The following is a 13,079-nucleotide window of genomic DNA, read 5'->3' as shown; positions in this document are numbered from 1 at the left end:
GGGGCCGTCCAATCGATCAACCACGGGCTGAACGGCCCCGAACGGCGGTCGGTCAGCTGGTCGGCACGCTGTAGCGCAGTACCCAAGCATTCGGAGCCAGGGTGTGCACGGTCACCTCGACGGCGCGGCCTTCGCTGGTTCGGCCCACATGGATGATGCGGAGCAGCAGAGTGCCGGTCTCGATGCCGAGTGCGGTCGCCTCCGCCTCGGTCGCCGAGTGCTGCTGGATCTCCTCGGTGACCTCGGCCTGCTCGAAGCCAGCCTCGGCCATACGCGAGATGATCCCGCCCTTGCCCGGGTCGGCCTGCTCGATCCCGGCAGCTTCGGCGACATCGAGCGGGATGTACGAGTCGGCCAACTGCACCAGGCGGTCGGCGCTGAACATCTGACGCTTGCGAGTGGCGGTCTCGGTGCCGGCCTCCACACCGAGGATCGCGGCGACGGCCTCCGGGGCCGCGTCGCGCTCCACGGTCGTCTCGACGCGCGGGACGCCGCCCAACTTCCTGATCTCGGTGTCGAAAGCTCCGCGTGAGGCGCCCTCCTCCCGACGGGCACGCAGATAGCGGGTCGAGGAGTCGCGCAGGATCTTGTCGTTCACGGTGAGGAAACCGTCCTTCATCTCGTGGTTTTGATGGGTGGTCATGCCGGGTCGACAGCTGCTTCCGGCGGGTCGATCGGCCAGGTGTAGCTCAGGGTCCATAGCGTCGTCGACACCACGTGCACGCAAACCTCGACGGCCCGCCCCTCTGCGCTACGGGCTACGTGCGTGATCTCGTACACCTGGCGTTCCATGGGGATGGCCAGAGCGCTGGCCTCCGCCGGACTGGGTGAGCGGACGTTGATGGTCTCCGTGATTGTCCGCTGGCCGTGGCCCAGCTCTTCCAGCCGGGACTTCGAGCCTCCCGCGCCGGTGTCCTGCTGTTCCAACTGGGTTCCGAACGCGACGCTGCCCGGGAAGTAGCTCGTGGCCAGTTGGACGACGATCTCGCTGGCGGACATGACTCGCGCCCGGATCAGCACGGTGTCCGGGGCTGAGGGATCGACATCGAGCAGCTCGGCAATGCGCGCCGGCGAACTGCCGCGGCTGATGTCGGTCTTGCTGACCGGAGCCATTCCCAGGCGCTCGATCTCGGCTGCGAAGGCACCGCGGGCACCGTTCTGCTCCCGGGCAACACGCATGTAGCGGCCGGTCCCATCGCGGTGGATCTTTCCCAGGATGGGCGACACGATCGTGCCCAGCTTCTGGACGCCGATGGTCAAGCCCCGCTCGTTCAGTTCGCTGTATGCCCGCTGGACCGTGGTTCGTGAGCCGCGACCGGCGGCGACGAGGTCGGCGATCCTTGGCAGCTTTGCGCCGGGCGGGTACACGCCCTCCGCGATCTCGCTCGCGATCTCGTCCGCGAGCTTCTTCCACCGTGGCGATGCCATGGCGCCTCCCTTCCTACGGTCTGACGACCCATCCAACCTTAATTCCGGTATTAACGCACGGAACCGCTTGACCCGCAGGAAAAAACCGGGATTATTCAACAGGTCGGACGTGGTGGCCCGCGCACGCAGGGTCACCGGGAAGTGCGGCAAACTTCCTATTGGAAGTTGTTGACGGCGGGGCCCTTGTGGGTCTACCGTCTGGAACAGCTTCCGATAGGAAGTGGCAACGACCAGCGCAACAGGGCTGGTTGACGCTGGGTCATATGACCTCGCACCACTGCACCATCGCAGTTCCGCAGCTCGTCTCTTCGGAGTCGAGCAGGTGGTCGGAGGCGGTAGCACGATCAAACCCCCCGGCCGGCAGCACTGCTTGTACGACCTCAGCGCTGATGCGCTGTCTGTCCGCCGGGATTCGAGCCGTTGGCTCGTGGGCCTGGTGGGCGGAGAGAGCATCCGTCCCGCACACACCCCTCCTTCTCTCTTCCTGCCGAGGAGTCGCCATGCCTGAGCTCGCCATGCCCAAGGCCGCCAAGCGCAAGGGCCACACCCACACCTCCCGCGTCAGCACTCTCGACGCGATCGCCCTCTCGGCCCTGTCGCCCGGACACATCGACATGCGGACCGTGGAAACCACGCAGACCCGCCGCATCTCGCTGGTGTGCCCGGACTGCGGCACTTGGGTGGCCGTGACCTCCCACCGCGGCACCTACCTGCTCAAGACGGTCCCGCACCACACCGGCAAGGCTGGCGTCGCCGCCGCGATCCGCTGCCGCTCCAGCAACCGCCTCATCGACGTAGACATCACCGACTACGCCTGGCGCCGCCAGTACAGGGACTGGGCACGCGAGGAGCGCCTCGCGGTCGACATCACCCGCCACCGCCGCGCCACCGTCCAGACTCTGAAGGTCGCCCGGCCCCAGGAGCGCCCCGCCGACCGGCGAGCTCAGTGGGAGCGCGCGGCGCCCGCCGCCCGCCAGGCCGACGCCGCCCGTACGGTTCCCGCCGACGCGATCCCCACCACTCGAGGCCGGGCCGTCGACGGACCCGCCGGCGCCCCGCTGGCCATGATTCCCCAGACCGCTGGGGATCGCCGCTCCGTCCTCGCCCTGGCCACTGGCATCCTCCATGCCCTGGTCGACGCCGACCAGGACCGGTGCGCGAGCGACGCCCTTGCGGAGCACCTCACCCGCGCCGCCTACACGCACCTGGCCACGATCGAGGGCCGCCCCCTGACCCCGGCAGACCAGCCCGCACACACCGCCCTGGTGGCTGCGGTCAGGGCCGCGTTGCCCGCCCCGGCCTCGGGCGAGACCGCAGCCGCGTACACCGCCCGCTGCCGAAGCTCCGCACTCGCCGCCTGACCAACCGGCCCGGACGAACGACCGCGGCCCCGGCCATCCCGAGTGATCGGGGAGGCCGGGGCCGCGGCTGCTCGTACAGCAGTCGACTCCCCATTTGGGGAGTGATCGCGACAGCCCGTGGGATTGCAGCCCTCGGACCGTCCAGGACCTGACTGGAGGACCTGATGCCCAGCATGGCACGCACGATTCCCGCCCCGTCGAACGGCCTCTACGACGACATGGAGGACGACGACAACCAGCGCGGCCCGGAGCGGGACGAGACCGACGCCTTCCACTGGTTGGTCCGCCACCTGGTGGCCGACGGCGACTCCCGCGCGGCGAAGGCTGGCCGCCGCGCCCGCCGGACCCTCGCACAGATGGGGGCGGTCCGGTGAACGCCATCACGAGCCTGACCGACGCGGAGCGCGCTGAGCTCTCGCGTAAGAACAGCGAGCAGAACCAGCGGTCGGAGAACAACCGCCGCTGACCCGATCCCCCGGCATTGCCCGTCGTCCCCGCGCCCCCACGGGCGGGGCCGGCGGAGAGCGTCGGGAGCTCACCCCCGCTCCGGCCGTCCGGCCGCAGACACGCGAACAGCCCCGGGGATGCACCCCCGGGGCTGTCGAACGGACCTTCTGGGAGGCCCTGATGAACCGCTCCATCGTACGCACCGCCTACTACGGCGCCGACACCACGGACATCATCGAGCGCCCCCGCGCGGCCTGTGCCAGCGAGGACCCCGAGCTGTTCTTCCCGATCGGCGACACCGGCCCGTCGCTCCTCTGGGAGGAGGAAGCCAAGGCCGTCTGCCGTACCTGCCCGCTCATGGAGTCTTGCCTCCAGGGCGCGCTGGAGCGCGGCGAGGACTACGGCGTGTTCGGCGGGCTGTCCGCGAAGGAGCGCCGTTCCCTCAGGCGCCGCGCGGCCCGCCAGCGCACCGCCTGACGGGAGCGTTGGGCAACTTCCGGCCCGCCTCGCAGTACCGACGTACAACGGCTGTCCGCACGGCGGGCCGCCGGCCTTTTCGCACGTCTCCAGCCCGGGACAATCCCGGGATTCGCCTTCCTCCCCGCAGGAGAGCCCCATGGAAAGCAGCCTCCAGCTCGACATCGCGACGACGTTCACCGGCACCACCGCGCTGCCGGACTCGCTGTGCACGCACACCCCGAAGTGCCCGTCGGCTGCCAGCTCCGACCGCGAGGCCGCGCAGGTCGTGGCGTCCCACCCGGAGCAGGGCTGGAACTTGCTCTGCAACGCCGTACTGGTGTTTGAGGACACCGGCGAGTTGCTGCCCGACGGCCGGATCATCGCCCCGCACCGGCCCCTCGCCACGGTCTGACGGCTGCCTGATCCGCCCGCACCGACCGCCGAACTCCTGGCGGCCGGGTCGGGCGGTGACTGAGAGCCGGACAGCCCGGACGCCCGGCCTCGTGCCGGTGCACGCGATATGAGGAGAGCCCATGGCGCAGCAGCCGCAGACGCAGGCCGTCCAGCCGAAGACCCACTACCTCAAGGGCGACTTGGTCCTGTTCCGCGACGTCGAACGGTTCTGGCTCGGTCTGCCGGGCCACACGTTCGTCGGCCGGGTGGAGCGGTCCTGGACGAACGTCCACAGCGGCAAGCTTCTCTACGACCTGACGGAGCTGAGCGGCAACCGCCCGCGCCGGGATCGAGCCCGACTACATGCGGCCGCTCCCGGCGGCCGACGCGATGCACGACATCGACACCGCGCCGCTGAGCGAGCCGGACACCGGGGCGATGACTCCGGCCGCCGTCGCCTGGCTGCGCCAGCACCTCGTACAGGACGCCGCCGCGCTGCCCGCCCGGCACTGACCACCCAGCACAACGGCCCTCCGAGCCCCCGGCATTAGAGCTGCCGGGGTCCCGGAGGGCCTGGTCACGACCCTACCCACCGCCGTAGATCCACGGTGCCCCTCTGCACGGAGGCGCCCGGAAGAGAGGACACCCCGTGGCCACCAAGCCCGCCACCCGCCGCAGGCGCCAGCCCGCAGCGAACACGAAGCCCCGCAACGGGCGCGCCAAGGCGACGCCGCCGCCGGCCTCCATCCCCGCTCAGGCCGCCGCCCCCGACACCACCGTGCCGCTGGTGTACCCGGAGGCCGACCCGCTCCTGGCCGACGCCGCCGACCGCGCCGCCGATCTGCGGGACCTGGCCGCCGACGACGTCGCGCGGATCCTCGCCGACGGCCAGGCGCTCGCCGCCGAACTGATGGAAGACGCCCGTACGGAGGCCGCCTCGTTCACCGCGGCGGTCAACTCGGAGCAGGCGCAGATCATCGCCGACGCGATGAAGGAAGCCGACCAGGTCCGTACGGAGGCCGCCACCACGGCGGTCGCCGACGCCGACCAGGTCCGTGCCGCCGCCGACGCGACGGTGGAGCAGCTGCTCGCCGACGCGCGCCGCGACGCCGACACGGTCGCGGCGACGGCGGCCGGTGAGGCCGATCAGGTCCTCGCCGACGCCAAGGTGACGGTGGAGCAGCTGCTCGCCGACGCGCGCCGCCAGGCGCAGGAGGTCACTACCACGGCGGCCGTCCAGGCGGAGCAGGTCCGGACCGAGGCCGCGCAGGCCGCCGCGAAGGCGCTCGCCGACGCGGAGGCACAGCGCACCGAGCTGCTGGCCGGTGCGGAGCGCACCGCGGCTGAGACCCGCACCCGCGCGACGACCGACGCCGAACAGGTGCTGGAGCGGGCGCGAGGCGAGGCCGACCGGATGCGCGAGAGCGCGGACGGCCAGGCCACGCAGGTACGGGCCGGAGCCGAGAAGGTCGCCGCTGGCCTTCGCGCCGACGCCGACCGCGCCCTGGCCGATGCCCGCATCTCCGCTGAGGAGCTGCGGGCCGCCGCCGACAAGGACGTGGTCCGGCTGCGCGAGCAGGCCGAAGCCGACGCGAAGGCTGCCCGGGAGGCGGCGGCGCAGGCCACGGCCGATCAGGCCGCCGCCGCGTCGGCCCTCACCGAGGCGGACCGGGTCCTCGAGGCGGCGGCGCAGCGCACCGTGCAGCGGGCGCGGCGCCGGGAGATCCGGACCGAGTCGCGCGCCAAGCGGCGCAAGGCCCGCGAGGAGGCCCGGCCCGTCGGCGGGGTGCCGCCGCTGTCCGGCCAGGAGCTGGTGCTGGTTGTCGGGATCGTCCTGGCGGCCGCGACCGTCTCCACCCTCGGGCTGCTCTCCTCCTACACCGCACTGGAGGCCAAGGCCGCCACCTGGGGCTGGGACTGGCCGTGGCTGCTGCCCGTCGGCATCGACGTCGCCATCCCCGCGTTCACCGGCGCCAGCCTGATCCTGATCCGGATGGGCATGGAGCTCCGCTGGATCCGCTGGGTGCCCCGCGCGCTGACGGCGGTGACCGTCTACCTGAACTGGCAGGCGTCCTCCACGGCCGGCGGCCGTCTCGGGCACGCTGCCCTGACGCTGCTGTGGGTGATCTTCTCGGAGATCGCCTCGCACGTGTACGGCACGCGGATCGGCGCGGTCACCGGCAAGAAGCGGATGGAGACGGTACGCCGGAGCCGCTGGATCCTCGCCCCGATCCCCACCGCCCGCCTTCGCCGCCGGATGATCCTGTGGGAGATCACCTCCTACACGGAGGCGCTCACCCGCCTCCAGGAGCAGACGTACCTGCGAGCGCAGCTCAAGGAAGAGTTCGGTTGGCTGTGGCGCTGGAAGGCTCCACTGGACAAGCGGATGACGCTCAAGCTCGGGGAAGCGCCCGCCGCGCTCGCCGACACGCTCACCCCCGAGGACGCTCACACGATCGAGCGGGTGGAGGAGAGCGCGCGCGCTCACCCCGACATGAGCGCGCTCACCGAGGGCGAGGCGAGCGGTGAGCGTGAGCGCCCGGCGCTCACCTCCGGCGCTCACGAGGGTGAGCGCGACACGGCGGACGACGACGCTCACCGAGCGGACGGGGCGCTTACGCGCAGCGAGAGTGACGCGCTGACCAAGCGCCGCCACGCTCGCATCCGTCTGCTCTACACCGAGCTCGGGCGCCGCCCCGAGTGGACGGAGATCCGCGACGCGCTCACCGACGCGGACCTGGACGGTACGACCGGCACCCCGGTCTCCCGCCCGACCGCCCAGCGCCTGCGCGCTCAGGTCGAAGAGGCCACCCCGAGCGCGTAGGTGAGCGCCCGGTGAGCGCCGATGCGCTCACCCTCCTGGCAGAACCCCTGCCGCTCATGGTCGCCACCGGCCCGCGCTCGCACACCGCGAGCGCGGACCGGTGACGGCCACGGCCGGCAGGCCGCTCGCCCGCACCCCGCCCCGAGCGGGACGCGGGCGAGCCGCCCGACCCGAGCACGATCCCGGCCCCGCACGCACGCCTCGGGGACACGGACCCACGGACCCCATCCCCTCCCACCCCCGAGACCTGGAGGTCTTCTCCCATGCCCGAGAACAACAAGCGGTGGACTTCGGACCACCTGATGAAGCCCGGCGGCACCGCCGTGTACGGCGCCCAGCAGCGCGAGCGGCTGCGGCAGCTGGCCGATGAGGTCCAGGCGCTGCTGCGCGAGTACCGGTTCGATCTGGAAAACATGCGGTTCGACGGCGACAAGCCGTTCCAGAACCGCATCCGGGCCTATCTGGCGTCCCGTCCGCTGGCGAATCTGGAGAAGAACCTCCGGGACGCGGTGAACAACTCCGGAAAGCTCGACTCGGAATTCCAGCGCCGTTACGTCGAACTCCCCGCGAAGCGGGAGAGGCAGGCGGAGAAGAAGGAGCTGGAAAAGGCTAACAAGAAGGGCCTGAGCAACGCCCGCGCGGTGAACACCGCCGGACAGCTCCAGGGCATGGCGCTGGGGCTGGAGGACCCGTCGAAGGACGGCAAGGCCGTTGCCCAGAAGTCCGGCACGGAGGGGCAGGAGCCGACGTTCCTGGACTTCCTCGACAACCAGAGGAGGGCGTAACCGATGGCCTTTTCCCAGGGCCAGCTCGACTACTGGAACAAGCGGTTGGCGGCGGCCCAGACGAACCCGGACCGCGCCCGCACGACATGGGACCTGGCACGCACGATCGCCGGTCGCGACGACGAGGTGTGGGCCGACCTGGTCCGGCTGCTCAGCAAGTGGACCAAGGAGCAGCAGGAGCAGGGCAGGCCGTAACGCTTCGCGCTCATCATCATCACTTCATCCCCGTGATCCGGGGTCGCCACGTACGCGTGTACGCGTACGCGTGAGGCGACCCCGGATGGGTCACGGAGGGTGACCAAGGAAGGAGACCGGCCGATGGCCGATGACGACACCGGAGGGACGCTCCACCCCTTCCCCGGGCTGCGGATCCCCGGGGCGGTCGCGGACGACCCGCCGCCGGCCTCCGGCGGCTTCCCGGTCCTGGCCCCCGTGGCCGCTCTCGCACCTCCCGCTTCGCTTTCCGTCGCCGACGCCCCTGACCTTTCCGGGGGCGCGGCGGCGGGCACGACCACCGCACATCGCGATCCGGGCCTTTCCGGGGATTCCCAGTCCTCCGGCAGTGGCGTGGCCGCCATGTCGGTGGTGATGATGGCGGGAATCACCGTCGCGGCAATGCGCGGTGCCTATCATGCAGCCGCCTACCTGAAAGCCCGTCACGACCACCACCGCGCGATCGCGGATCAGCAGGGCGTGGCGGCGGACAAGTCCGGGCTGGAACTCGAAAAGGCCCGCATCGGGGTCGACGCGGCCCGCCAGAAATCGCGTATCCAGTCCGGTCCTGAATTCGGCAAGTCGTCCCGGAATTCTTCCGGTTCGGGAGGCCGCTCGAATTCTTCGAAGAATTCCACTCCGGCGTCTTTGCGGTCCGGAGGAGGACCGAACCGGCCGGGCGGCGGCGGGGGCAAGACGCCCAACAAGGGCCCTGGCGGCGGCTCTGGCGGCCGCTCCGGCGGCGGGGGCACACCTGGGCAGTCCAGGCTCTCGCCGTCCCGCAAGAAGCCACTGGACGGCTCGGGCGGAAAGACCCCCGCGAACCGGAATTCCAGTGGTTCGGGGGGTGGTTCGGGCGGGGTCCGCAACGGCTCGGGCAACTCGAAGACCGACCGCGGACCGAGTCTGCGGTCGGCCGCCCGGCAGCGGGCCGCGGACCGTGTCCGCAACGGTCCCGCTCCGAAGAACGGCCCGTCGCCGAAGTCCGGCGGGGGCAGGGGCGGCACACCCGGCAGCGGCTCCGGCGGCCCGTCGGGGAAGAAGACCGGATCGGGCGGCCCGGGTGCGACACCCGGCTCCGGCTCGAAGTCCCCGAAATCCCCGAAGCCGGGGACGAAGGGGTCGGGCGGCACCCCGGGAACGGGTTCCGGTTCCAAGGGCTCGGGCTCCAAGTCCGGGTCCTCCGGCTCCGGCACGGGGCGCACCACGCTGCCGCAGGCGATCGCGAAGGAGTCCGAGCGCCGCCTGAACAAGCGCCGCAAGCGGCTGCAGCCCGTCATCGCCCGGCCGCGCACCGGCAAGAAGCCCAAGAAGGGCGGCAAGGCGACGGCGGCCGGGACGGCGCCGACCACGCCGAAGGTCAGCCTGACGAAGAAGCCCAAGACGCCCGCACCGCCGAAGGTCAGCCTGACCAAGAAGCCGCGGCCGCCGAAGGTCAGCCTCACGAAGAAGCCCGGCACCAGGGGTTCGGGAAGCGCCGGCCCCGCCGGGGCCGGTACGCCGGGAGCGGCGAAGCCGAAGGTCAACCTGCGCAAGAAGCCGCGGGTCAACCTGAAGAAGAAGCCCGGCGCAAAGGGCTCGGGCAAGAAGGCCGGCCCCGCCGGTCCGGCAGCCGGTCCGACCGGGCCCGGCCCGGGAACGGGCACCGGCGCACCGAAGGGCAAGCGCAAGGGCTGGCGCTGGAGCGGGCGCAAGGACCCGAACAAGGGCCGTGGCGCGCGTGAGCGGTGGGAGCGCACGAACGCCCGCCGGGGCACCGCTTCGGGACCTGCCGGTCCGGGCGGGGGCTTCGGCCCGCCGCCCGGCTGGGGCCACACCGTGGACACCACCGTGACGCTGGAGCGCCTCGATGGCGGCCCCGGCGCCCAGGAGCGCCGCCATAAATCCACCACCACGAGCCGGGTCGCGCTGCCCGCCGGAACGAAAGGAGCGCCCGTGGCCGCACCGGTTGTGCCCATGCCGCGCAAGGCACCCAACACCCAGTACGCCGACTCCGACCTGACGATCTACGACGTCATCGACTCCGACGCCGACATGGCGGAGGAAATCATGGCGGGCGCCGACAACGCCAGGGAGGCGGCGGAGGGCTGCGAGAAGCTCACGACCCGCCTGGAGTACCTGCACGCCAAGGTCATGGACCTCAAGGTGCCGGGCGTCCTGGAGGGCTGGGTGCTGCTCCTGGCGGAGAAGGCGATGAACGTGAAGGCGCGCGCGGAGGCGGTCGCGGAGAAGATCCCCGCTGCCTCCGAGGCGATCCGCGTCGCCGGAGAGAACGCGGCGGAACGCCACCGGGAAGTCGCCGACGTCACCCGCGACCAGGGCCACGCCGCCCCGGCCGAAGCCGACTACCACAACGAATAGGAGGTGCCCATGTCCTCTGAACTGGTCCCCCGCATCGGCGGCGCCCTCGCGGCGACCGGCTCGGTGATCGGCGAAGGCATCCGCTACGGCGTCGTCATCGTCCAGCTCACCGCCGCCAGCGCCAAGATGATCGGGCTGTCCGAGACGGTCCGCTCCACGTTCAAGTACGTGGAGAACTGCGCGAAGCAGGTGAACCGGCTCGCCGACCTGGCGGCGGCGAAGACCGTCGACAAGGACACCATCGGCGAACACCGCGACGCGGCCACCGTGATGCTCTCGGTTCTCGATGAGGCGGAGGCGATGGCGGTGGAGTGCGAGGAGATGTCGACGCTGTTCCACGACACCGCCGACGCCCACATCGCCGACTACGGCCCCGTCGCCGACGCGGTGAACCGGATGTCGGTCCCCATGGCAGACCGGAGCTTCTACAGCAACCGCTGACCGGCTCTTCCCTCCCCACCTGCACCGCAAGGGCGGCGGACCCCACCAGGGGTCCGCCGCCCTTCCCCATGCCCTCGAAGGAGGAGCCCCCGATGATTCCCCTCGGTCCCCTGCGCGGCCGGATCGCTCAGGCCCGCGACGTCTTCGGCCGCGTCCTGACGGTGGCCGGCACCGGAGCGCTCGCGGCCGGAGCGTTCTTCCCCGGCACCTACAGCGCCACGATGACGGCGACGGTCGTCGCCGCCGGATACGGCACCGTGTGGTCGGCGACGCTGCCCAAGGGCCGCGCCCTGGACGCCGCCATGGCCCTCTACCTCTCTTCGTCTCTGTCGCTGGCCGCACTGCTCACCACCCAGCGGATCTGGACCGGCCTGGACTGGTGGTGGGACCTGCTCGGTGCCGCCGTATGGACGGCCGTCGTGCTCAAGGTGCGGCCCGCCCGGATCGCGAAGGTCCTCGCCGGCCGCGAGCCGTCGCTGACACCTACGGCTGTCGAAACGAGCCGCGAGCTCCTGGTGGACACCGCCCCGGCCGGACCGGGCCACCCGGCCGCCGCGTTCTGGGCGCAGCGCGTCGCCATCGAGGGCGGCGCCGCCCCCAACACCGTGCTGGAGCAGGTGGAGGAGACCGGCGGCCGCTCGATGCGCGCCGTGATCCGCTCCACCCTCCCCGGCAAGCCCGTCCCCACGATCAACCTGCTGGAGCTGTCCGCCGCCCTGAACTGGCCGGAGGACGAACTCCAGATCACCCCCGTGCCCCGCCAGGGCGCCGGAGTGCGGCGCCTGAGCGTCGGCACCGCCCCCGCCGAACAGACCGACGACCCGTACGCGCACTGGGCGCAGAACGTCGCCCCCAAGGGCATGCCCGGGACCGTCATCACCTCCATCCGCGCTGTCACCATCGAAAAGGAGCTGGGCGCATGACCGCCGAGACCATCTACGAGCTCACCGTCGAAGCCCCTCCCGGGGACCTGATCGCCTACGACCCGATCCGGCTCGCCTCCGCCCTGCGGATCGAGGACCCCAGCAGGCTGGCGATCGAGACCGACGGCATGAACCACGCCCTGGTCACGATCTACCCCTCCGACCCGCTCGCCGACGTCGAACTGCCCGACCCCACCGAGCTGGCCATGGACGACCAGGGCCGCATCTGGGTCGGCCGCTACCACAACGGCCGCCCCGCCCGGATGCGCCTGTACGACCCGAGGGCCGGATCCGCGCAGCGCGGTCTGCTCTTCGGCACGACCGGCGCGGGTAAGTCCACTGGCCTCCAGGTGATCCTGGCGGCGGAGAAGCGCTCGGGGATCGTCACGTTCCTCTCGGACCTCAAGGGCGGTCAGTCCGTTCCCGAGGCCCGCGACAACGTGGACTGGTTCGTCACCACGCCCGAGGGCGCGATGGCGCAGCTGCGCACGGTGTGGCTGATCATGCAGGCGCGGCAGGTCCGCTATGCCGCCGCGGGGCGCTCCAAGTTCCTGATGAACCGGCCCGACCCGCTGCTGAACCTGCGGATCGACGAGGCGAACAGGCTGCTGGAGAAGGGCGCCCCGTTCCGTGACGAGGCGACGTACTACATCAAGGACATCGGCCGCACCGGCCGGTCGCTGGGCATCGGGGTCCACCTGTCCGCGCAGGCCGGCCACCTGGAGGAGCTGGGCGGCTCGGACACGCTGCGCGGCATGCTCAAGGACGGCGAAGTGATCCTGCTGCGCTGGACGTCGACGATGATGCGCCAGCTGGTCTCCGACGGCTTGCTGGCCGCCGGGCAGTCCCTCGCCCCGATCCCGAAGTACGCCGGGGCGATCAAACTCATCAGCCAGTTCGAGGAAGCCGCAGACGAGGACGCGCCCGGCACCCAGGGCAGCGGCTACCTCCTGTCCGGCCACTCCCCCACCTCGCGCTTCCGGTTCTTCAACGTCGGCAGCACCGAGCCGGTGGAGGGCCTGGACCCCGAGATGCTCGCCCTGTACGGCGACGGGCCCGTCGCGCAGCTGGAGAAGGAGTCCCTGGACGACGCGGGCGACGCCTACGCCGGACGCCTGGACGGCCCCGAGGCGTACGCCGCGATCTTCCCCATGGAGGAGGAAGACGAGGACGGCGAAGGCGGCGGCGGTGGCGGGCGGAAGTCCGGCGGCGGCAAGAAGCGTGCAGCCCACCCGGGCCCCGCGATGCCCGAGCCGGCCAAGCCCCGCACCCGCACCCTCGCCGAACGCGTCCAGGCCGTCCTGGAGGACTCCGACGACGACATGGACGCCGCCGCGATCCTCGAGGCCGTCAACGCCGACGGCGGCCGCCAGGTCCGCCTCGGCAGCGTCCGCAACACCCTGACCGCCCTCAAGAACAACTGACCCTCACCCCCGAAAAGGAG

General features: G+C 71.5%; 14 protein-coding genes. 12 read left to right on the top strand and 2 right to left on the bottom strand.

Annotation, left to right across the window (positions count from 1 at the left end):
* Nucleotides 1-52 precede the first annotated feature (52 nt).
* Together ACIREO_RS38990 and ACIREO_RS38985 are read right to left on the bottom strand one after the other, a co-directional pair.
* Nucleotides 53-643 (bottom strand): UTRA domain-containing protein, encoded by a 591-nt coding sequence (locus ACIREO_RS38990; RefSeq protein ID WP_404119628.1) that lies wholly within the window; start codon nucleotides 641-643, stop codon nucleotides 53-55.
* Nucleotides 640-1,428: a GntR family transcriptional regulator gene (locus ACIREO_RS38985; protein WP_404119625.1), complete on the bottom strand. Its 789-nt coding sequence runs from the start codon at nucleotides 1,426-1,428 to the stop codon at nucleotides 640-642. The genes ACIREO_RS38990 and ACIREO_RS38985 overlap by 4 nt, the downstream gene beginning before the upstream one ends.
* Nucleotides 1,429-1,928: 500 nt before the next feature.
* On the opposite strand from ACIREO_RS38985, the gene ACIREO_RS38980 reads away from it, so the two are divergent.
* The 12 genes from ACIREO_RS38980 (at nucleotide 1,929) to ACIREO_RS38925 (ending at nucleotide 13,059) form a co-directional block, all read left to right on the top strand.
* Nucleotides 1,929-2,789 (top strand): hypothetical protein, encoded by an 861-nt coding sequence (locus ACIREO_RS38980; RefSeq protein ID WP_404119623.1) that lies wholly within the window; start codon nucleotides 1,929-1,931, stop codon nucleotides 2,787-2,789.
* A gap of 164 nt (nucleotides 2,790-2,953) precedes the next feature.
* Nucleotides 2,954-3,163 (top strand): hypothetical protein, encoded by a 210-nt coding sequence (locus ACIREO_RS38975; RefSeq protein ID WP_404119621.1) that lies wholly within the window; start codon nucleotides 2,954-2,956, stop codon nucleotides 3,161-3,163.
* Nucleotides 3,164-3,416: 253 nt separating this feature from the next.
* On the top strand, nucleotides 3,417-3,713 hold the full coding sequence (locus ACIREO_RS38970) for a WhiB family transcriptional regulator (protein WP_404119618.1): 297 nt from the start codon (nucleotides 3,417-3,419) through the stop codon (nucleotides 3,711-3,713).
* Nucleotides 3,714-3,918: 205 nt separating this feature from the next.
* Nucleotides 3,919-4,107, top strand: a complete 189-nt coding sequence (locus tag ACIREO_RS38965) for a DUF5999 family protein (protein ID WP_404119680.1) — start codon at nucleotides 3,919-3,921, stop codon at nucleotides 4,105-4,107.
* Nucleotides 4,108-4,451: 344 nt separating this feature from the next.
* The gene (locus ACIREO_RS38960) at nucleotides 4,452-4,601 is read left to right on the top strand and encodes a hypothetical protein (RefSeq protein ID WP_404119615.1); all 150 of its coding nucleotides are present in this window, start codon (nucleotides 4,452-4,454) and stop codon (nucleotides 4,599-4,601) included.
* Nucleotides 4,602-4,737: 136 nt separating this feature from the next.
* On the top strand, nucleotides 4,738-6,912 hold the full coding sequence (locus tag ACIREO_RS38955; RefSeq protein WP_404119613.1) for a DUF2637 domain-containing protein: 2,175 nt from the start codon (nucleotides 4,738-4,740) through the stop codon (nucleotides 6,910-6,912).
* Nucleotides 6,913-7,175: 263 nt separating this feature from the next.
* Nucleotides 7,176-7,697 carry a hypothetical protein gene (locus ACIREO_RS38950; protein WP_404119610.1) on the top strand — a complete coding sequence of 174 codons (522 nt, stop codon included), beginning with the start codon at nucleotides 7,176-7,178 and terminating at the stop codon, nucleotides 7,695-7,697.
* 3 nt (nucleotides 7,698-7,700) lie between these two features.
* A complete protein-coding gene (locus ACIREO_RS38945) occupies nucleotides 7,701-7,892 on the top strand; it encodes a hypothetical protein (protein ID WP_404119608.1) in 192 nt (63 codons plus the stop codon).
* A 123-nt stretch (nucleotides 7,893-8,015) separates the two neighbouring features.
* Complete coding sequence (locus ACIREO_RS38940) at nucleotides 8,016-10,271, top strand: hypothetical protein (RefSeq protein WP_404119606.1); 2,256 nt, start codon at nucleotides 8,016-8,018, stop codon at nucleotides 10,269-10,271.
* Between the two features lie 9 nt (nucleotides 10,272-10,280).
* Nucleotides 10,281-10,712 carry a hypothetical protein gene (locus ACIREO_RS38935; protein WP_404119603.1) on the top strand — a complete coding sequence of 144 codons (432 nt, stop codon included), beginning with the start codon at nucleotides 10,281-10,283 and terminating at the stop codon, nucleotides 10,710-10,712.
* A gap of 92 nt (nucleotides 10,713-10,804) precedes the next feature.
* Nucleotides 10,805-11,635 carry a hypothetical protein gene (locus ACIREO_RS38930; RefSeq protein WP_404119600.1) on the top strand — a complete coding sequence of 277 codons (831 nt, stop codon included), beginning with the start codon at nucleotides 10,805-10,807 and terminating at the stop codon, nucleotides 11,633-11,635.
* Nucleotides 11,632-13,059: a transfer protein gene (locus tag ACIREO_RS38925; protein WP_404119599.1), complete on the top strand. Its 1,428-nt coding sequence runs from the start codon at nucleotides 11,632-11,634 to the stop codon at nucleotides 13,057-13,059. Before ACIREO_RS38930 ends, ACIREO_RS38925 begins: the two co-directional genes overlap by 4 nt.
* Nucleotides 13,060-13,079: the final 20 nt, after the last annotated feature.

This window comes from Streptomyces sp. NPDC102441, from assembly GCF_044765585.1.
GTDB lineage: Bacteria > Actinomycetota > Actinomycetes > Streptomycetales > Streptomycetaceae > Streptomyces.
The sequence above is the reverse complement of the archived record's forward strand: the minus strand, read 5'-3'. Positions and strand labels throughout refer to the sequence as shown.

Bases quoted from the DNA above. Each gene is read 5' to 3' on its own strand.
- ACIREO_RS38990 (WP_404119628.1), bottom strand. From the start codon at position 643: ATGACCACCCATCAAAACCACGAGATGAAGGACGGTTTCCTCACCGTG.
- ACIREO_RS38985 (WP_404119625.1), bottom strand. From the start codon at position 1,428: ATGGCATCGCCACGGTGGAAGAAGCTCGCGGACGAGATCGCGAGCGAG.
- ACIREO_RS38980 (WP_404119623.1), top strand. From the start codon at position 1,929: ATGCCTGAGCTCGCCATGCCCAAGGCCGCCAAGCGCAAGGGCCACACC.
- ACIREO_RS38975 (WP_404119621.1), top strand. From the start codon at position 2,954: ATGCCCAGCATGGCACGCACGATTCCCGCCCCGTCGAACGGCCTCTAC.
- ACIREO_RS38970 (WP_404119618.1), top strand. From the start codon at position 3,417: ATGAACCGCTCCATCGTACGCACCGCCTACTACGGCGCCGACACCACG.
- ACIREO_RS38960 (WP_404119615.1), top strand. From the start codon at position 4,452: ATGCGGCCGCTCCCGGCGGCCGACGCGATGCACGACATCGACACCGCG.
- ACIREO_RS38950 (WP_404119610.1), top strand. From the start codon at position 7,176: ATGCCCGAGAACAACAAGCGGTGGACTTCGGACCACCTGATGAAGCCC.
- ACIREO_RS38945 (WP_404119608.1), top strand. From the start codon at position 7,701: ATGGCCTTTTCCCAGGGCCAGCTCGACTACTGGAACAAGCGGTTGGCG.
- ACIREO_RS38940 (WP_404119606.1), top strand. From the start codon at position 8,016: ATGGCCGATGACGACACCGGAGGGACGCTCCACCCCTTCCCCGGGCTG.
- ACIREO_RS38935 (WP_404119603.1), top strand. From the start codon at position 10,281: ATGTCCTCTGAACTGGTCCCCCGCATCGGCGGCGCCCTCGCGGCGACC.
- ACIREO_RS38930 (WP_404119600.1), top strand. From the start codon at position 10,805: ATGATTCCCCTCGGTCCCCTGCGCGGCCGGATCGCTCAGGCCCGCGAC.
- ACIREO_RS38925 (WP_404119599.1), top strand. From the start codon at position 11,632: ATGACCGCCGAGACCATCTACGAGCTCACCGTCGAAGCCCCTCCCGGG.